This window comes from Synechococcus sp. MIT S9507 (assembly GCF_047304715.1).
Classification (GTDB): domain Bacteria; phylum Cyanobacteriota; class Cyanobacteriia; order PCC-6307; family Cyanobiaceae; genus Synechococcus_C.
The window spans coordinates 2,649,959-2,667,599 of sequence record NZ_CP138970.1; the positions used below are offsets into that span (position 1 = coordinate 2,649,959).

Consider the following 17,641-nt stretch of genomic DNA (forward strand, 5'->3'; position numbering starts at 1 on the left):
CAACCTCTCATCGCTGTTTGTCATCAGATTCAGGTCTTGTACTAGGTCTGTTCGTGAGCACATGCGATCGCCAGCGGCGGTGCCAGGCGCTGGTGCTCTCAAGATCACAGGACTGCTGCTCGAGCTCGCGCCTCCGCTGGATGCTTACGGCCTCATCATCGCCATGGGGATCTCGATAGGGCACTGAAGCTCTCGTGTTCAGATGTTCCTCTTCCATGGCACTCAGTGAAGTCCAGCCTGGCCCCTCAGCGGCCAACGCTTTGTTGGTTCGTGGTTTCAGGGCCAGAGTGCCTGAGCTCCATTCCGCTCGTTCTCCTTTTGCCGGCAGCAATGAGCGAAGTGTCAGGCCTGCACGCCTCAGACTGCTTCTGACGGCAGCTGCTCTGCAGTAGGTCAACAAGCGCCCTCCCGGTGCAAGTCGACTGGCCAGAGCAGCGAGAAACTCCTCACTCCAGAGCTGAGGACAGTGCATTGGAGAAAAGGCATCCAGAAGGATCAGGTCAAGCTGGCAACCTCCTGGCAGCTTTTTGAGGTTGTGGCGCGCATCGCCCCACAGCATTGATCCATGGCCGCCCCTGTCGCACCATCTGCCGCTTCTCTGCAGTTGTTCAAGTCGCTGGAGCACGCCACTGGGCCAGAGCTCACGGAACGGTTTGTGGCCCAGGCCCCATCCCAGAGGACGTGGATCCAGCTCCAGCCCCCACCACTGCAATCTGGGATGGCTGGCTGGTGGGAGTGAACGCATGATGGCTGCGCTGTTGTATCCCATTCCGAAGCAGACATCGAGCAGCTTCAGTTCACTGTGTTGTGAGAAGGTTTCCAGCTCAGCGGGTCTGACAAATTTCGCCTCCGCTTCCTCAAGAGCTCCTGTGGAGCTGTGAAACGCTTCATCAAAATGATCACTGTGAAGACTCAGACTTCCGTCTGCGGTTTCGATAGCCCTGAGCTCTCCAAGCGGATGCCTCAACGTTGCAGTCGCTCGAGATCGTTCCAGAAGGTTGGGTAACTGACGGCGGCGGCTTCGCTTTGCGCCAGTGTTGAATCTCCCTTGGCCATCAGGGCAGCCACCGCAAGGCTCATGGCGACGCGGTGGTCGGTCTCGCTGTCGAGTTGTGCGCCTTTCAGAGGCCTGCCTCCACGGATGGTTAGCCCGTCGGGGTGCTCCTCGATGTCGGCTCCCATGTGTTTCAGCTGGCGAGCCATCACCGCCAGTCGGTCTGTTTCTTTCACTCTCAGTTCCGCCGCGCCAGTGATCCGGCTTTCGCCGTCGCAGAAGCATGCCGCCACGCTCAGGATCGGGACCTCGTCCACCAGACGCGGCATGATCTCCTCCCCGAATTGGAAGGGTTCCAGTGATCCGTGCGTGACATGCAGATCCCCCACCGGTTCTCCTGCCACATCACGCTGATTGAGCACCTCGATCTTCGCTCCCATCTGATCGAGAACTTCCAGCACTCCTGTGCGGGTCGGATTCAGACCCACATTTTCAACGGTCAGATCAGCTCCGGGTACCAGAGCGCCTGCGATCAGCCAGAACGCTGCTGAGCTGATGTCACCCGGAACCACAACATGCTGACCCTTCAACCGCGCACCCGGTCGAACGGTGATGTGACGGCCCATTTCTCCACCCACATCCAGATCGGCACCAAAGGCCTTCAGCATTCGTTCGCTGTGATCACGGGAGTGGGCAGGTTCAATCACCGTGCTGTTGCCATCCGCAGTCAGGGCGGCAAGCAGCAGGGCGGATTTCACCTGCGCACTGGCGACGGGTGTGCCGACAACAGCACCGCGCAGCTTGCGTCCCTGAACTGCCAGAGGGGCGAAATTTCCCTGACCGCGACCGCGCACCTCCGCACCCATCATCGAGAGCGGTTGCCCAACACGCTGCATCGGTCTCCGCTTGAGGGAAGCATCACCGCTGAGCACGAAATGTCGGCCATTCAGTCCTGCCAGTAGTCCAAGCATGAGGCGCATGGTTGTGCCGGAATTTCCGCACTCGAGCACTTCACTCGGTTCCTTCAGACCATCCAGGCCAACGCCATCAATGGTGATGAGCTCACCATCGGCGACAGGACTGATGTCCGCTCCCATCGCTCGAAGACAGGACGCCGTACTGATTGGATCCTCTGCAGGAAGCAATCCCTCAATCGTGGTTCTGCCCTCAGCTATGGCTCCAAAGAGCAATGCCCTGTGAGAGATCGATTTGTCTCCGGGAACCCTCACGTGACCACTAAGAGTTCCGCCGGATCTCAGTTGGCGGACATCTCCTGTGATTACCGGCACGTTCTTCCACCTCTTGGCGGTCGAATTCTATGAGTCGCTTGATCCAGCATCAGTTCGCGGGCTGATGCCGATTCAAGTCATCATTTTTGTCCGAATGGCTTCAGATCCCGCAGACAATTTTTTATTACCACTGTTGTGAAACGCGTCTTGAATCAAATTCACCAATCCCTTAGTCCGAATCCTCAACATTCTTGATAATAATAAAAAGTTAAATTTTAGGAAAAAAAAATAGTTGTTATTTAAAAAGTTCGATTATTGTTAAATTTCAAATTTTCTGCAATTTAGAGAATTTGATTGAATGAATTTCAAGACAACGCAACTTTTTTCGCTATGAGAATGTTGAGTTCGTCGCGATAGTTTCGAGCAGCCTGCCAATCCTTTCTTTTCACCGCGTTGTTGTAAGCCTTGATGAGTTGTTGACAATGCAGTTCGTGCGCTACGTCCATGGTTTCGCATTAGCTCTGATCAATTTATGGATGGTTTTTATGGGTCGGTCGAAGTTCTGATGCGCTGCAGGGTGATCAATGAGCCTGGGCGCCCCCCAATTGCTTTGCAGGCGGATTTAAAGCCGCTGGCCTGAGTCCGAATGCGGAAACAGCGTTCTTTCGTACCGGCGGTAGTCGTGTTTGTCACGCGGGTGGCCGGTTTGTAATTTGGCAGAATTGCTGCACTGGCCTCCCCGGGGACCTTGCAGTGATTGACTGAATGGGGAGTCCATCTGTTGCCGCGCCTGCGGCCTTTGATGTTTCGGCGGTGTTGGTTTGTTTTTGCTTGATATAGTAACGCCAATGGTTTTGAGGGTTTGATCAGGGGGTTTTCGGGCCTATCCACGGCTATGAAGGATGCGTCCTAGCTGCTGGAGCCGTTGTCGGCTTGTGCGTTGAGTGCCGAAGTGGCGTTGGTTGATTTCCTCTCTGGATGGTTTTTTCGTGTCGCCGGCCCTGAGCTGCCTGTGATGATTGCTGTTTTCAGGTAGCGAAGTCGCTGTCTGTGCGTTTTAATACGGTGAGAGGCAATTGCCTCTTCCTCTTTTATTGGTGTGAGGATCAATGAAATTTTTCAAGCAACTGCTTGTTGCTCCCGCTGCCCTGGGCCTGCTGGCTCCTGTGGCTGCTGGTGCGACTGAAATGAATGTTGCCGGTGTTTCTGACTACGCCCCCGTTTCCCAGGACGCGGTTGCTGTGGATCAGGTCACCAGCATCACCCAGTTCTCCGATGTCTATCCGACTGACTGGGCCTATCAGGCACTCAGCAACCTGATTGAGCGCTACGGCTGTGTGGCCGGTTATCCCAACGGCACCTACCGCGGCAACCGTGCGATGACACGCTTTGAAGCGGCCGCGCTGCTCAACGCCTGTCTCGACCGCGTCACTGAAGTGACCGACGAGCTCAAGCGTCTGATGAAGGAGTTCGAGAAGGAGCTCGCCATCGTCAAGGGCCGTGTTGACGGCCTGGAGGCCCGCGTCGGTGAACTGGAAGCAACCCAGTTCTCCACCACCACCAAGCTGAAAGGAAAGGTCGATTTCGTCACCGGTGGTGTTAGTTACGGAGGTGAGGACTACGACCTTGGCGAAGGCCCTGAATACCGTGGTCAAGACGCCTTCACGTTCAACTATCGGGCCACGTTGAATCTGAATACCAGTTTCACCGGAAAGGATCTTTTGTACACCCGCCTGCGTGCAGGTAACTTCAACAATAACGCCTTCTCTGGTAAGGGTTACACCGGCAACATCACTCAGCTGAGCGTTGCCAAGTCAACAGGCGATGCCCTCAAGGTTGACAAGCTCTGGTACCAGTTCCCACTTGGCGCTGACTTCCAGGTTTACCTGGGAGCCAAGATTGAGAACTACTACATGCTTGGTGCTCCTGCCAGTGTGTATCGCGAAATTCTCAAGGACTTCAAACTCGGCGGTTACTATGGTGTTTACGGCGCCAGTACCTCACCTGGCGCGGGTATCGTTTGGAAGCCCAACAGTAAAAATAATCCTTTCGATCCAAAGTTTACTGTTGCTTTGAACTACACCGCCAAAAACGGTGCGAAAGGCAATCCCAGAAAAGGTGGTGGCATTATGACCAACACCTCAGGAGGTAAGTTTGTTGCACAGGTGGGCTATGGCGGTCCTCAGTGGAACATCAACGCTGGTTATGCCTATGTTCAGGATGGCATGACTGTCGGTTACGGCACTCCTCTCGGCTCTGGTACCACAGTCGTTGGTGGTGATGATCAAGCTGTCTCACGTGGCTTTAAGGACGCTAATGCTGTTGCTTTGCGTGCATGGTGGCAGCCTTCCGAGTCCAGCTGGGTTCCCAGCATCTCTCTAGGTTGGGATCTGACATCATTCAACGGTAAAGATGTCAATTTCCCTGCTAACAATTTCAAGAGAGATCTGCGTGAAAAGCAGACCTCACAAGCCTGGACCGTAGGTTTGAACTGGAGAGATGCCTTCATGCGCGGAAACCTGCTCGGTTTCGCCATCGGCCAGCCTCAGTTCGAGACTGAGCGAGAAGAAGGCACTCCCGATGATGGCAACTATGCAATGGAGCTGTATTACCAGTTCCAAGTCACCGACAACATCGCTGTGACACCTGCCATTTTCTATGTCTCACGTCCCTTCGGTGAACTGACTGGTTCAGCTCCTAGGTACGGCGGTGACGGTGCTGAGAGATTCAACACTTTTGGCTACCTCGTGAAAACAACCTTCCGTTTCTGATTCAGATCGGTTGATTCTTCTACAAGCTCCCTCTTTGAGGGAGCTTTTTTTTGCTTTCATAAATCCAATAAAAAAAGGAGGCTCTCCGGCCTCCTTCATCTTGATTGCGAATGTCTGGCCTGATTACCAGCAGTTTTCGCCCTCTCCAATCGGAACGCAGACGTCTTCCTGTGCAGCTTTTTCAGCTGCTTTCTTTGCGTCTGCATCCTTCTTGGCTTCAGCGTCGATGTTCTGATCTGTGTTCCACTCCTGCAACCCACCACCCATGGGGTTGGTATCAGCGAGAGCAGCTGGATCTGCCATCTGGCTGCTCAGTGCAGCAGCACCAGCGAGAAAAATGGAAAGAGTTGACCTCTTCATCCCAAAAACCACCGTTTATGTAGGCTCCGTCAATTCTAAGTCGTTTCACGTGTGTTGTTCACGTGCCCAGTGATCGCAGTAAATTCGTATACGCAAGAAACACGAGATCCAGCTCATCACTTCGTCCGTGCTTGGCAAGCAATCCTTTGGCTCCGGTATCGAGTTGAAAAAGAGTGACGCGATCGCCTTCATTTTTCAAATAACTTTCAATCCAGCCCACACAAACAATTCGCTCACCACTGCTCACCTGCTTGACCCGGTGCATGCTTGAGCTTGGGTAAATCACAATCTCCCCCTGCTTCAATTCCAGCTGCAATGAGTCTGTAATGGTATCGACTTCCAGGGCTCCGCCTGTGAATGCCTGGTGATCAGACAGGCAAAGAGTGAAGGAAAGATCACTTCTGCCGCTGCTCATGTAAGCATTATCGACATGACTGTCATATCCACCTCCGGATTTTGTTCTGCTGATCAGCAATCGATGCAGTTTCCTTGGTACGCAGAAGCTTTTGATGGCTGGATTAGCCCACATAGCGTCCTGCACCAGACGATGAATCTCCTCTCTGACCGGTGATGTCTGAGCAATCTGCTCATTGATTTTCCCTGACCTGGCCTGGGCACCAGCCGTTGCTCTGCCATCAATCCATTCAGCGTGACTGACCTTCTCTAGAAGTGCCTTGCACTGGTCTGAACTGAAGAGCTCAAGCTTGATGTGATTCATTGAAAACGACGTTTTTGTATTAAATGAGCAGTAGCTTGGTATCGTGTTGGCGAGACGTTTCGGTTTTTCGCAGACAACCTCAGAAGGGTTCTTGTGTTTTATGAAGCTGCTTGCATTTCCTTTTCTTGCGTCACTGTCTCTGTTGACGGCCGCCGCGCACGCTGAAGAAGTTCGTGTCTATTCAGGCCGTCATTACAATACCGACAGGCAGAGTTACAAGGCATTCTCTGATCAAACCGGAATCAAAGTTCGCTTGATTGAAGCTTCCGGTATTTCTTTGGTTGAGCGGCTCAAGCGCGAAGGAAGCAATACCAAAGCTGATGTGATCATTCTTGTTGATGCCGCCAGGATCAACAATGCCGCCAAGGCAGGTTTATTTCAGCCAATCAATTCTTCGAAGCTGAATTCAGATGTCCCAGCTCGATATCGAGATCCCTCCAACCGTTGGTTCGGAATCGCTAGACGGGTTCGTGCGATTGTCATCAACCCAAACCAGGTCAAACCATCCCAGGTCAAGACTTACGCTCAGCTTGCATCTCCTGATTTGAAAGGAAAAGTTTGCCTGCGTAATCGTAAAAATGTCTACAACCAGTCATTGGTTGCTGATCAGCTGGCAATTCGTGGAGAAGCTAACACCAAAGCCTGGCTGAAGGGCATGATTTCCAATGTTTCTCAGCCATATTTCCCTGGTGACATCGCTTTGATTCGAGCTGTTGCTCAGGGCAAGTGTGGTGTTGGGGTGGTGAATCATTATTATCTCGCTCGCATGCGTGCGGGTATCAATGGAGCCAAGGATCAGAAACTTGGTAATCAGGTGAAAATTGTCATGCCCGATCCGGCGCATGTGAATATCAGCGCCGCAGCAGTTTCCAAATATGCCAAAAATAAAACAGCTGCAGTCAAGCTGATTGAGTTCCTGGCCTCTCCCAATGGCAGCAGGGGGATTGCCGGCCCCACCTTTGAATTCCCTTTAACAGGAGTTGGGGGATCAACGTATCTGAAAGGGATGACCAAGTTCACCCCAGATAATGTGTCGATTTCTCAGTTGAGTGCTCTTAATCCCAAGGCCATTCAGCTCATGGCCCAGGCCGGTTGGCAATGAGTTGATCCAGCAGATAGCCGAACAGTTCAGGGTTCGGCTCTCTGTTGCTGATATCGGTTAAGCCGAGTTCGTCCAGACGATCCGTGACACGTTGTTCCAGATCGTCTGGTCTGCTCAGAGGTTTGCCCCAGGGGTGATTTTTTTCCGGCCCAACCTTGGTTGTCGCGTCGATTGCCAGTCGTCCACCGAGACCGAGTTGTTCGCTGGCGAAGTCGAGTGAATCAAACGGTGTGTTTTCCAGAGTGAACAGATCTCTCTGTGGGTCCACCTGGGCGGCGATCGCCCAGACCACCTGGCGTGGATCGCGCACATTGATATGGCTGTCGACCACAACCACGAACTTGGTGTAGGTGAACTGAGGCAGCGCGCTCCAGAAAGCCATTGCAGCTCTCTTCGCCTGGCCTGGATAGGCCTTGTCGATTGAGATCACCGCGAGTTTGTAGCTCAGTGCCTCCATCGGCAGGAAGAAATCCTTGATCTCAGGGATCTGCTGACGCAGGATCGGCGTGTAGATCCTGTTGAGCGCAATGGCGAGCATGGCCTCCTCCTTCGGAGGTCGACCGCTGAAAGTGGTGAGGAAGATTGGATCCTTGCGCTGAGTCATGCAGTGAAAACGCACCAGCGGTGAGTCCTCCACTCCCCCGTAGAAACCCATGTGGTCGCCGAAGGGTCCATCAGGCATCACCTCTCCAGGTGTGATGGTTCCCTCCAGAACAACCTCACTGTGACTGGGTACCTTCAGATCAACCGTCTTGCAGGGGCTTAGCCTGACACCCTCTCCGGCGTAGATCCCGGCGAACAGCCATTCGCTCAGTTGCACCGGGATCGGTGTTGCTGCCGCCATCACAAGCAGTGGATGAACACCGATGGCGATGGCGATCTCCAGCTTCTGTCCCAGTGCAGCCGCCTTGCGCAGATGGCGAGCGCCCCCGCGCACGCTCAGCCAGTGCACGGTCATGGTGTTGACCGACTGTTTCTGCAGCCGATACACCCCCACGTTCGGTACGCCGGTCTCTGGGTCCTTTGTGATCACCAGTCCGAGAGTGATGACGCCTCCGGCATCACCAGGCCAGGGACGAATGAGCGGGATGTTGTCGAGGTTGACCTGATCGCCTTCAAACACCTGTTGACGGCATGGAGGCAAAAGATCTCTGTCCGGTCTTGCCTTCACCAGATCCCAGAAAACACGTGCGAATTTCTTGGTTTCACCCAGCCCCTTGGGTGGGCGTGGCTGTTGCAGCAGCGCAAGTCGCTCACCCAGATCCTCCAGCTGCTCCGGATGTTCGAGCCCCATGCTCCAGACGACCCGCTCCACGGTCCCGAGCAGGTTGACCGCCACCGGCATTGAGGATCCGATCACGTTCTCGAACAGAAGCCCAGGGCCTCCGCTGGCCAGGACTCGATCGGCGATCGCCGCCAATTCGAGATCAGGATCCACCGGTGCCGTGATCCGTTTGAGCTGTCCCCGCTCCTCCAGCAGCTGAATGAAGGCACGCAGATCCCGTGTGCTGGGACCGGGGCGGAACAGAGACATCTGGAGGCCACCTCAGCAGGGGTGATCCCGGTACTGTGACGCACGCTGACGGTGAGTGTGGCCATGCAGGTTTCCTATTTCCATGCGGCCGCGCATGTTCCCGACACGGTCGGTTCCGCAGACGGTCCGGATGCAGCTGTCGTGATTGATGTTCTGCGTGCCACAACCACGATCGCCTGGGCTTTGCACAATGGTGCCGAGGCGGTGCAGGCGTTCGCTGATCTCGATGAACTGCGAGCGCAGGCAAAGCTCTGGCCCGACCATTCGCGTCTGCTTCTGGGAGAGCGGGGGGGCTGCATGTTGGAGGGTTTCGACCTGGGTAATTCCCCCGTCGCCGTGACCCCTGAGCTGGTGAAGGGCAAACGGTTGCTGATGAGCACCACCAACGGCACCCGCGCTCTGCAGCGGGTCCGCGACGTGCCCTGCGTTGTCACGGCAGCTCTGCCCAACAGACGCGCTGTTGCCGAGCGATTGCTGGCAGGAGCGCACCAGCGGATCGTCATCCTCGGCAGTGGTTGGGAAGGGACCTATTCCCTCGAGGATTCACTTGCTGCCGGAGCAATCGGAGAGCTGCTTGTTGCTGCCGGAGCTGCAGTGGCCAATGATGAACTCCAGGCGGCACTGGCTCTCTGGAATCAGTGGAAGCATGATCCTGAAGCCTGCCTTCGCGTTGCTTCGCACGGTCAACGGTTGATCGGGATCGGTGATCACGATGCTGATTTCAGCTGCTGTTCTGGTCTGGATCAGATTCACGTTGTCCCGACCCAGGTTGAACCCGGTGTTTTACGAGCCGTTCGTGTCTGAAGCGCGAAGCGCTCTTCAGCCATACCATTCCATCGACTGAATACTGACCTCTGTGCGTGATTTCCTGGCGGCGGCCGTGCAACTCACTAGCAGTTCCGACCCGGAGAGCAACTTCAGTGCTGCAGAGGAACAGATCGACCTTGCAGCACGACGTGGAGCTGAGTTGATCGGACTTCCCGAGAATTTTGCTTTTCTCGGAGAGGATTCACTGCGGCTGGAACTTGCGCCTGTTCTGGCGGAACAGGCAACCAGGTTCCTGGTCACCATGGCGCGTCGCTACCAGGTGGTGATTATGGGCGGCGGATATCCCGTTCCCGTCGGAGACGGTGCTCACACCTTTCAGCGGGCCCAGCTGGTTGGACGCGATGGTCAGATCCTGGCCAGTTACGACAAGATCTATCTCTTCGATGTCGACCTGGCAGACGGCAGTTCCTATAGGGAGTCGGCTTCTTTCAGGCCAGGCACGACTCCACCACCTGTTGTGGATGTGCCTGGACTGTGTCGGGTGGGGCTGTCGATTTGCTACGACGTGCGCTTCCCTGAGCTCTACCGAGAACTGATCGAGGCAGGAGCTGAGTTGCTGATGATTCCCGCCGCTTTCACGGCCTTCACGGGTAAGGACCACTGGCAGGTTCTTCTCCAGGCCCGTGCGATTGAAAACACCTCCTATGTGCTTGCTCCCGCACAGACAGGTCTCAATGCAGGGCGACGGCAGAACCATGGCCACTCGATGGTCATTGACCCCTGGGGAACAGTGCTGGCTGATGCCGGTGTGAGTCCCGGCGCAGCCGTTGCGCCGGTGGACCTGGATCATCTTGAGCGCATCCGTGCTCAGATGCCTTGCCTCAAGCACCGCAGAACCGCAGCGTTCTGAATCCGATGCCTCGGCTATCTCGTCGTTTCAGCGCCCTGCTGGTCGCTCTTGTCGTGCAGGGTGCGGGCCTGGTGATGGGCCTGCCTGCTCGGGCGGCCAGTGCTCTGGCGGCCTGGTCGCTGGGTAGTGATGGGGTTCTGCAATTGCGCACAGCCACAGGGGCGCGCCTCGATGCCTTTTTTGAAGCCGGTAAAGCCGGACGCGGGCCCAGGGTCTGGATCGATTTCCCCGGCGAACTGAGTCGCCCCCGCAAGCTTCGCGGCTCCGGTCCCGTCCGTGAGGTTCGTCTCGGCAAGCCCAACCCCGGAGCCACCCGCCTGGTCATCGAGTTCCAGCCCGGGGTTGAACTCGACCCTGGTCAGCTGCGTTTGATCGGCACCTCGCCGGATCGCTGGAAGTTGATGTTCGAGGGACTGGCCACCAGAGGTCTGCGCACCATTGGAGAGGGCGATCTCAATCGGGCGGGTCCCGGACGCTGGGCTGGCGTGAGGATCAAGCCCACCCGCACTCCTGTGAATGCCGCCGGACTTCCAAGTGTCCGTCGTGGTCGTTACCGGGTGGTGATCGACCCAGGTCATGGTGGCCCTGATCCTGGCGCTGTCGGGATCAGGGGGATTCGCGAATCGGAGATTGTTCTTGACGTTTCGCTTCAGGTGGCGCGACTGCTTGAAGCCAAGGGGGTTCAAGTCACGCTGACTCGCACTGCTGAGGTGGATGTTGATTTGCCACCGAGAGTGGCGCTTGCCAACAGAATCGGCGCAACGGCGTTTGTCAGCATTCACGCCAATGCCATCAGCATGTCCAGACCGGAAGTGAATGGCATCGAAACCTTTTATTTCTCCGATCCACGTTCCGCACGGCTTGCTGCTCATATCCAGCAGCAGGTGTTGAATGTGTCTCCGGGAAGTCCCAATCGCGGCGTGCGTCGCGGCCGCTTTTTCGTGATCCGTCGCACCACCATGCCTGCGGTGTTGGTGGAAACAGGGTTTGTCACCGGCAATCTGGATTCTCCGAGGTTGGCCACCGCATCGCATCGACGTCGTCTGTCACTGGCCATTGCCACCGGAATTCTCGAGTATCTGCAGGGGGTGCGATGACCATCCGACTTGGCATGTTTGACAGTGGTCTGGGTGGACTCACCGTTCTGCGTCGGGTTCTGGAACGCCACGGCTCCCTGCAGGTGGTTTATCTCGGCGATACGGCCCGTGTTCCCTATGGCAGTCGTTCAGCGGCTGAAATCCGCACCATTGCCTCAGAGGTGGTGAGTTGGCTGAGCCAGCATCAGATCTCAACGGTGGTGATGGCCTGCAACACCACCAATGCCTTGGCCAGAGATGTCGCTGAAGGCCAGGCAGGTGTTCCTGTTGTGGGTCTGATTGGTGCTGCCGCGGCGATGGTTCGTGAAGCCCGGGTCGGGGTGCTGGCCACGCCGGCAACCGTGGCATCAGGGGCCTACCGGGAAAGCATTGAGGCTCTTTGTCCGGGAACGCTGGTGGTGCAGCAGGCCTGTCCTGAATTTGTTCCCTTGATTGAAACCGGTGATTTGCATTCCAGAGCTCTCCATGATGCCGCCACCTGTTATCTCCAACCTCTGCTGGAAGCTTCGGTGGAGTCGGTGATTCTGGGCTGCACGCACTACCCCCTGCTGGTGCCGTTGCTCAGCCGGTTGTTGCCGCAGCCCATTCGCTTGATCGATCCTGCAATGGCCGTGGCCAGTCAGCTTGACGCACTGCTCGGGAAGCCTTTGCCCGGAGGTCTGGATCACCCCCTCGCTCTGGGATCAACCCGCATCTGCGTCACTGATGATCCTGAGGGATTCGCCGACCGCGCTACGCCCTGGCTTGGGCAACGGCCACGGGTTGAGCTGGTGCAGCTGCAGTGACAGGTCGGTGCCTTCTAGGATCTCCTCACTGAGGGGATTCATGACCACCGTCACCGATTTGCTGGAGCCGGTTGAGGCGGATCTGGAGATCCTGCTCAGCGACCTTCGCAGTTTGATCGGAGCGGGCCATCCGATTCTTCAGGCAGCAGCCGAGCATCTGTTCAGTGCCGGTGGCAAGCGTCTGCGTCCGGGCATTGTATTGCTGATTTCCAGAGCTCTTGCGAGCGACGGCGGCCTCACGTCCCGCCATCGCCGCTTGGCTGAGATCACCGAAATGATCCACACCGCGTCTCTGGTTCACGATGACGTGGTCGATGAAGCGGCCACCAGAAGAGGCGTTGAGACTGTCCACAGCCGCTTCAATCACCGCGTCGCTGTTCTGGCCGGTGACTTTCTCTTTGCTCAGGCCAGCTGGCATCTCGCCAACCTGGACGACCTTGATGTCGTGAAGCTGCTCAGCCGCGTGATCATGGATCTCGCCGATGGGGAGGTCAAGCAGGGCCTGTTCCGTTACGACACAGGCCAGACCTTCGAAACCTACCTCGAAAAGAGTTACTGCAAGACCGCCTCGCTAGTCGCCAACAGTGCACGTGCTGCTGGGGTTCTCAGTGGTTGTACCGATCCTCAGCTTGAATCTCTCTATCGCTACGGTCGCCAGCTCGGTCTGGCCTTCCAGGTGGTTGACGACATTCTCGATTTTACAGGCAGTGACCAGCAGCTTGGTAAACCCGCAGCCAGTGATCTTTCCAGCGGCTATCTCACTGCCCCTGCCTTGTATGCCCTCGAGAAGACCCCAGCCATGGGGGTTCTGATTGAACGCGAGTTCAGCAACGAGGGTGATCTTGATGAAGCTCTGGGCATGGTCCGCGATTCGGATGCGATTGCTCGCACCCGTCAACTGGCTGAAACCTTCGCTCAGGAATCCCGTGAAGCATTGACCTGGCTTCCTGAGTCGCCCTATCGAACCGCATTGCTGGAGCTCCCGGACTTCGTTCTCAGTCGCCTTTACTAATTAACGACTCGAGGCAACGCTGGGCTTCGATCAGTTGAGTGATGGCAATCAGCCGGTTCGAGTTCAATAATTCCTGCGCACTGGGATCAGGCTGATCGGAGCACTCAGTTTGTCTGAGCAGTCGCCAGACCAGGCATCCAGCTGCCAGGGCTGATTCACATCCTGCTCTGGAATCCTCAAAGGCCCAGCAGTCCTCAGGTCTGACCCCCAGTCCTGCAGCGCCCAACAGGAAGGGATCGGGGGCGGGCTTGCCGGCTTTCAGCTCGCGATCGTCGCCGCAGATCATCAGCTGCAACCGATTCACCCAGTGATGATTGCCGATCTTGTGTCGCACTGATTCCCGGTCGCTACTGGTGACGAGGGCCGTCGCAATGTCAAGACGTTCGGCTGTGCGCACCAGCGATTCCGCTCCCTCCATGGGCCTGGCATCGGGAAGAAGCCGCCTGGCGATGGGCTGTCTGACGGCAAGAAGTTGATCCGGTGTGATCGCCTGCTTCATCCAGGAGCAGACGAGCTTTGCGTTGTCGTGCCGACGGCGCCCCTGCAGTCTGATCAGCTGATCTGGAGCAAGGTCGGTGCCGAAATGGTGTGCAGCCTGTTGCCAGGCAAGCGCGTGGAGCGGCTCGGTGTCGAGCAGCAGACCATCCAGATCAAACAGGCAGGCCCTGGGTTTGGTCGTGAACTGATTCAGAGATCACACCCATGGCTGTCGTTGCCACTGATCGATGGCCCAGCAGGAAAGGCTCCGATGTCGTCATTCAGTTCAGGCATTGCTGATCATTGACTCCCATTCATTCTGATCTGGAAAACCTGTGGTTGCCCGCTCCAGGCGAACCAGAAAACTCAGGCGTTCGCTGGTTCGAAACGGTTTGATCCAAGGTTCTGTCTGAATGCGCCGTGCCAATTATCTTTTGCCCAAGGCGCAACAAGGCAGACCCCAGATGACTAGCGAGAAATCCACCATCGAAAGCGTGCTGGACGAGCAGCGTGTTTTCGAGCCTTCTCTCGACTTCTCCCGAATCGCTCGCATCGGCGGTATGGAGGCCTATAAGGCGATGGCCGATGCAGCCCGTCGAGATCCAGAGTCGTTCTGGGGGGATGCGGCGCGCAAGGAACTCTCCTGGTTCAGGCCTTTCGACACCGTTCTTGACTGGTCGGATGCCCCCTTCGCCCGTTGGTTTGAAGGCGGTACCACCAACATTTCCCACAACTGCCTTGATCGGCACCTCGAGGGCGAGAAGGCCAACAAAACGGCACTGATCTGGGAGGGTGAGCCTGGTGACGTACGACAGTTCACCTACCGCGAGCTGCATGCCCAGGTCTGCAAAGCCGCCAATGCCCTCAAAGCAATGGGAATCGGCAAGGGCGATCTTGTGGCGTTGTACATGCCGATGGTGCCCGAGGCGGCGATCGCCATGCTTGCCTGCGCCCGCATCGGTGCCCCTCATTCGGTTGTTTTCGGTGGCTTTTCAGCCGAGGCGCTTCGGGACCGATTGATCGATGGCGAAGCGAAGGCGGTGATCACCGCTGATGGTGGTTTCCGCAAGGACAAGCCCGTGGCGCTGAAGCCTGCGGTTGATGCGGCGCTTGCCGATGGCAGCTGCCCAACCGTGCAGTCCGTTCTGGTGGTGCGGCGCACCAAGCAGACCGTGGAGATGGTCGAAGGTCGTGATCAGTGGTGGCATGAGCTGGTCGAGGGGCAGAGCGCAGACTTCCCCGCGGAGCCGATGGCCAGCGAAGATCGTCTGTTCGTGCTCTACACCTCAGGCTCCACCGGCAAACCCAAGGGCGTCGTGCACAGTACTGCGGGATACAACCTCTGGGCCCATCTCACATTCCAGTGGATCTTCGACATCCGTGACGATGACGTCTACTGGTGCACAGCGGATGTGGGCTGGATCACCGGTCACAGCTACATCGTTTACGGCCCGCTTTCCAACGGGGCGACCACCGTGATGTACGAGGGCGCGCCGCGTCCATCCAAGCCCGGAGCGTTCTGGGAGCTGATTCAGAAGCACGGAATCACGATTTTCTACACCGCTCCCACCGCCATCCGCGCATTCATGAAAAACGGCCGTGAGGTGCCTGATCAATACGACATGAGCAGCCTGCGTCTGCTGGGCACCGTGGGTGAACCGATCAACCCCGAGGCCTGGATGTGGTACCGGGATGTAATCGGCTCCGGTCGTTGCCCGATCATCGACACCTGGTGGCAGACCGAGACCGGTGGCGTGATGATCAGTCCCCTGCCCGGTGCAACGCCGACCAAGCCTGGTTCAGCGACCTTGCCTCTACCGGGAATTGAAGCCGATGTTGTTGATGCCGATGGCAACTCTGTCGGAGTTGATGAAGGGGGTTACCTGGTGGTGCGACGCCCCTGGCCGGGAATGATGCGTACTGTGCACGGCAACCCTCAGCGGTTCCGTGAGAGCTACTGGGAGCACATCCGTCCCGCTGACGGCAGTCATATCTATTTCGCCGGAGATGGTGCCCGTCGTGACGCGGACGGCTACTTCTGGGTGATGGGTCGTGTGGACGACGTGATCAACGTCTCCGGTCACCGCCTCGGCACCATGGAGATCGAATCTGCTCTGGTCAGTCACCCCGCCGTCGCGGAGGCTGCCGTTGTGGGTCGTCCCGATGACCTCAAGGGTGAAGGCATTGTCGCCTTCGTCACCCTTGAGGCAGGTCGTGAACCGGAGGATGCCCTGATTGCGGAGCTGCGGGGCCATGTGGGTCAGGAAATCGGCCCGATCGCCAGGCCCGATGAGATCCGCTGCAGTGATGCCCTGCCCAAAACACGCAGCGGCAAGATCATGCGCAGGATCCTGCGTGCCCTCGCGGCCGGTCAGGAAGTCACCGGAGACACCAGCACCCTTGAGGATCGTTCGGTGCTCGACCGGTTGCGTGCCTGAGCCCGGCGTCAGCTGTCGCTGCCACCACTTCACCGCTTCGAGTCCGCAGCTGCCTGAATCGCCTGATGCAGTCCACTCCGCATGTGGCGTTTCAGGGGTTGCGAAGTGGCCATCATCAAAAAAAGTGCTCCCCTTGAGTTGATCGAGACGGCACTCAGTGACGACGAACTGTTTGGAGAACCCGAGGCCAATTCAGTGATCTATTCAGAGGAGGCGGAGCCGCTCAGCGCCCAGGTGGTGATCAGGTCCTGAAGACGGTTCACCTGTTGCTGCCTTTCGTTGCCCTCCGCCCAGTCACCAAGGAACTGTCGTCTAAGGCCCGCACTGGCGGGTGTGAGGTGATCGCCTTGCAGCCTCAGCAATTCGCTGCTGTCTCCTCTGCGAGCCCGCAGTGCCTTCATCAGATCGAGACTCTGGTCGATCTGGTCCCTGTTGAAACGCACCACCTGATTGCGGGGCTGCAGGTACTGACGTTCGATCAGTCGCAGCGTTTCTTTCGGGCTCGGACTGAATTCAGTGCTCACGCCCAGGCTCGGTGCAACCACTCCCAGCAGCGGAATGGACTGATCAGCGGTGAAATTGTTGAAGCTGAGCGCGACCAGGCCGCTGCAGTTTCGTCCTCCATCTGGCGCAAGCAGATGCAGCTTGCAACCCAGGCTGTGGCCAAGGCGCAGAGGTGGTGGCAGCTGCCCCAGATGATCCTGCAGCCGATTGCGACAGGCCCGCATGGCACTCCAGGCTTCGCGTGCCTGCAGCTGGTGGTCGAACCCAGGCACATAGCTCCATGCGTGTACTGCGAGGCCACGCGCCTCCAGTCCTTCGAGCAGGCGGCGGTAACTGATCTGCGGTGTTGCAGCCAGGTAGCTGCCTCCCACGAATTCGACCAACCCGCGTGGCTGACGCGGGTAGAGGGTCCAGCAGTCACGGAAGCGAATCCAGTCGCTCATTGACTGGGTTGCAGCGAACGCAGCACCTGAATGGCTTCGCGCACATGGGCCGGGCCATCGAGCAGGTTGTTGAACACGTGCCGGATCACTCCTTGGCCATCAATCACATAGGTGACCCTGGATGGCAGCAGGCCAAGGGTTTTGGGGACACCGAATGCCCGGCGCAGGCGTTGATCACTGTCACTCAGCAAGGGAAAAGGCAGCTGATGGCGTTCCGCGAAGCGGCGATGGCTCACCAGATCGTCACCGCTGACGCCCCAGACCTGAGCACCAAGCTGCTGCAGCTCCTCGTGGGAATCCCGGAATCCGCAGGCCTCCGCTGTACAGCCAGGGGTCTCGTCCTTCGGATAGAAGAACAACACCAAGGGCGTCCCGTTGCGCTCGCTGATGGCGCAGCTGTTGCCTTCGTGATCCTCCAGGTTGATGGACGGAACGCTGTCACCAACGGTGAGGGCCATGCCAAGCAGTCGAATTGGTGGCGAAACCTTAGGAAGCGTGG

18 protein-coding genes are annotated in these 17,641 nt (G+C 57.2%); 10 read left to right on the top strand and 8 right to left on the bottom strand.

The annotated features are described in order from the left end of the window. Nucleotides 1–7 precede the first annotated feature (7 nt). A complete protein-coding gene (locus tag SIB83_RS14520) occupies nt 8–967 on the bottom strand; it encodes a tRNA (5-methylaminomethyl-2-thiouridine)(34)-methyltransferase MnmD (RefSeq protein WP_413746257.1) in 960 nt (319 codons plus the stop codon). Continuing rightward, complete coding sequence (aroA, locus tag SIB83_RS14525; RefSeq protein WP_413406384.1) at nt 964–2,274, bottom strand: 3-phosphoshikimate 1-carboxyvinyltransferase; 1,311 nt, start codon at nt 2,272–2,274, stop codon at nt 964–966. The genes SIB83_RS14520 and aroA overlap by 4 nt, the downstream gene beginning before the upstream one ends. Nucleotides 2,275–3,332: 1,058 nt before the next feature. Here aroA and SIB83_RS14530 point away from each other — a divergent pair. Next, entirely contained in the window at nt 3,333–4,994 is a 1,662-nt protein-coding gene (locus SIB83_RS14530; RefSeq protein ID WP_413746258.1) for an iron uptake porin, read from the top strand. A 123-nt stretch (nt 4,995–5,117) separates the two neighbouring features. Here SIB83_RS14530 and SIB83_RS14535 read toward each other — a convergent pair whose 3' ends face one another. Beyond that, nucleotides 5,118–5,297, bottom strand: a complete 180-nt coding sequence (locus SIB83_RS14535; RefSeq protein ID WP_413402281.1) for a hypothetical protein — start codon at nt 5,295–5,297, stop codon at nt 5,118–5,120. A 115-nt stretch (nt 5,298–5,412) separates the two neighbouring features. Next, nucleotides 5,413–6,072 (bottom strand): Fe2+-dependent dioxygenase, encoded by a 660-nt coding sequence (locus tag SIB83_RS14540; RefSeq protein ID WP_413402283.1) that lies wholly within the window; start codon nt 6,070–6,072, stop codon nt 5,413–5,415. A gap of 100 nt (nt 6,073–6,172) precedes the next feature. On the opposite strand from SIB83_RS14540, the gene SIB83_RS14545 reads away from it, so the two are divergent. Continuing rightward, on the top strand, nt 6,173–7,174 hold the full coding sequence (locus tag SIB83_RS14545) for an extracellular solute-binding protein (protein ID WP_413746259.1): 1,002 nt from the start codon (nt 6,173–6,175) through the stop codon (nt 7,172–7,174). Here the strand turns inward: SIB83_RS14545 and SIB83_RS14550 are convergent. Then, nucleotides 7,149–8,708 (bottom strand): UbiD family decarboxylase, encoded by a 1,560-nt coding sequence (locus tag SIB83_RS14550; RefSeq protein ID WP_413746260.1) that lies wholly within the window; start codon nt 8,706–8,708, stop codon nt 7,149–7,151. The two genes, SIB83_RS14545 and SIB83_RS14550, sit on opposite strands and share 26 nt — an antisense overlap. A gap of 63 nt (nt 8,709–8,771) precedes the next feature. Between SIB83_RS14550 and SIB83_RS14555 the strand changes: the two genes are divergently transcribed. From SIB83_RS14555 to sds, 5 genes are read left to right on the top strand one after another with little or no spacing between them, the layout of a single operon-like run. Next, nucleotides 8,772–9,512 (top strand): 2-phosphosulfolactate phosphatase family protein, encoded by a 741-nt coding sequence (locus tag SIB83_RS14555; RefSeq protein WP_413406386.1) that lies wholly within the window; start codon nt 8,772–8,774, stop codon nt 9,510–9,512. A gap of 52 nt (nt 9,513–9,564) precedes the next feature. Then, nucleotides 9,565–10,386 carry a carbon-nitrogen hydrolase family protein gene (locus SIB83_RS14560; protein WP_413402287.1) on the top strand — a complete coding sequence of 274 codons (822 nt, stop codon included), beginning with the start codon at nt 9,565–9,567 and terminating at the stop codon, nt 10,384–10,386. 5 nt (nt 10,387–10,391) lie between these two features. Continuing rightward, nucleotides 10,392–11,483 carry an N-acetylmuramoyl-L-alanine amidase gene (locus SIB83_RS14565; protein ID WP_413746261.1) on the top strand — a complete coding sequence of 364 codons (1,092 nt, stop codon included), beginning with the start codon at nt 10,392–10,394 and terminating at the stop codon, nt 11,481–11,483. Then, nucleotides 11,480–12,268 (top strand): glutamate racemase, encoded by a 789-nt coding sequence (murI, locus tag SIB83_RS14570; protein WP_413402289.1) that lies wholly within the window; start codon nt 11,480–11,482, stop codon nt 12,266–12,268. Before SIB83_RS14565 ends, murI begins: the two co-directional genes overlap by 4 nt. A 40-nt stretch (nt 12,269–12,308) precedes the next feature. Beyond that, on the top strand, nt 12,309–13,280 hold the full coding sequence (gene sds / locus SIB83_RS14575) for a solanesyl diphosphate synthase (RefSeq protein WP_413402291.1): 972 nt from the start codon (nt 12,309–12,311) through the stop codon (nt 13,278–13,280). On the opposite strand, the gene SIB83_RS14580 is transcribed toward sds, so the two are convergent. Beyond that, on the bottom strand, nt 13,264–13,920 hold the full coding sequence (locus tag SIB83_RS14580) for an HAD family hydrolase (RefSeq protein ID WP_413747389.1): 657 nt from the start codon (nt 13,918–13,920) through the stop codon (nt 13,264–13,266). The two genes, sds and SIB83_RS14580, sit on opposite strands and share 17 nt — an antisense overlap. On the opposite strand from SIB83_RS14580, the gene SIB83_RS14585 reads away from it, so the two are divergent. The 3 genes from SIB83_RS14585 to SIB83_RS14595 all read left to right on the top strand — a co-directional run bounded on the left by SIB83_RS14585 (nt 13,807) and on the right by SIB83_RS14595 (nt 16,447). Beyond that, nucleotides 13,807–14,064: a hypothetical protein gene (locus SIB83_RS14585; RefSeq protein ID WP_413402292.1), complete on the top strand. Its 258-nt coding sequence runs from the start codon at nt 13,807–13,809 to the stop codon at nt 14,062–14,064. The genes SIB83_RS14580 and SIB83_RS14585 overlap by 114 nt on opposite strands. A 157-nt stretch (nt 14,065–14,221) precedes the next feature. Continuing rightward, on the top strand, nt 14,222–16,195 hold the full coding sequence (gene acs, locus SIB83_RS14590) for an acetate--CoA ligase (protein WP_413402294.1): 1,974 nt from the start codon (nt 14,222–14,224) through the stop codon (nt 16,193–16,195). 81 nt (nt 16,196–16,276) lie between these two features. Further along, nucleotides 16,277–16,447 (top strand): hypothetical protein, encoded by a 171-nt coding sequence (locus SIB83_RS14595; protein ID WP_413402295.1) that lies wholly within the window; start codon nt 16,277–16,279, stop codon nt 16,445–16,447. On the opposite strand, the gene SIB83_RS14600 is transcribed toward SIB83_RS14595, so the two are convergent. Both SIB83_RS14600 and SIB83_RS14605 read right to left on the bottom strand, forming a co-directional pair. After that, nucleotides 16,396–17,142 carry a DUF1350 family protein gene (locus SIB83_RS14600; protein ID WP_413746262.1) on the bottom strand — a complete coding sequence of 249 codons (747 nt, stop codon included), beginning with the start codon at nt 17,140–17,142 and terminating at the stop codon, nt 16,396–16,398. The two genes, SIB83_RS14595 and SIB83_RS14600, sit on opposite strands and share 52 nt — an antisense overlap. Further along, nucleotides 17,139–17,600 carry a peroxiredoxin gene (locus tag SIB83_RS14605; RefSeq protein ID WP_413402298.1) on the bottom strand — a complete coding sequence of 154 codons (462 nt, stop codon included), beginning with the start codon at nt 17,598–17,600 and terminating at the stop codon, nt 17,139–17,141. Before SIB83_RS14605 ends, SIB83_RS14600 begins: the two co-directional genes overlap by 4 nt. Nucleotides 17,601–17,641: the final 41 nt, after the last annotated feature.

Excerpts from the sequence above, each read along its gene's own strand:
- SIB83_RS14530 (WP_413746258.1), top strand. The coding sequence starts at position 3,333 with ATGAAATTTTTCAAGCAACTGCTTGTTGCTCCCGCTGCCCTGGGCCTG.
- SIB83_RS14535 (WP_413402281.1), bottom strand. The coding sequence starts at position 5,297 with ATGGCAGATCCAGCTGCTCTCGCTGATACCAACCCCATGGGTGGTGGG.
- SIB83_RS14540 (WP_413402283.1), bottom strand. The coding sequence starts at position 6,072 with ATGAATCACATCAAGCTTGAGCTCTTCAGTTCAGACCAGTGCAAGGCA.
- SIB83_RS14545 (WP_413746259.1), top strand. The coding sequence starts at position 6,173 with ATGAAGCTGCTTGCATTTCCTTTTCTTGCGTCACTGTCTCTGTTGACG.
- SIB83_RS14550 (WP_413746260.1), bottom strand. The coding sequence starts at position 8,708 with ATGTCTCTGTTCCGCCCCGGTCCCAGCACACGGGATCTGCGTGCCTTC.
- SIB83_RS14555 (WP_413406386.1), top strand. The coding sequence starts at position 8,772 with ATGCAGGTTTCCTATTTCCATGCGGCCGCGCATGTTCCCGACACGGTC.
- SIB83_RS14565 (WP_413746261.1), top strand. The coding sequence starts at position 10,392 with ATGCCTCGGCTATCTCGTCGTTTCAGCGCCCTGCTGGTCGCTCTTGTC.
- murI (WP_413402289.1), top strand. The coding sequence starts at position 11,480 with ATGACCATCCGACTTGGCATGTTTGACAGTGGTCTGGGTGGACTCACC.
- sds (WP_413402291.1), top strand. The coding sequence starts at position 12,309 with ATGACCACCGTCACCGATTTGCTGGAGCCGGTTGAGGCGGATCTGGAG.
- acs (WP_413402294.1), top strand. The coding sequence starts at position 14,222 with ATGACTAGCGAGAAATCCACCATCGAAAGCGTGCTGGACGAGCAGCGT.
- SIB83_RS14595 (WP_413402295.1), top strand. The coding sequence starts at position 16,277 with ATGTGGCGTTTCAGGGGTTGCGAAGTGGCCATCATCAAAAAAAGTGCT.
- SIB83_RS14600 (WP_413746262.1), bottom strand. The coding sequence starts at position 17,142 with ATGAGCGACTGGATTCGCTTCCGTGACTGCTGGACCCTCTACCCGCGT.
- SIB83_RS14605 (WP_413402298.1), bottom strand. The coding sequence starts at position 17,600 with ATGGCCCTCACCGTTGGTGACAGCGTTCCGTCCATCAACCTGGAGGAT.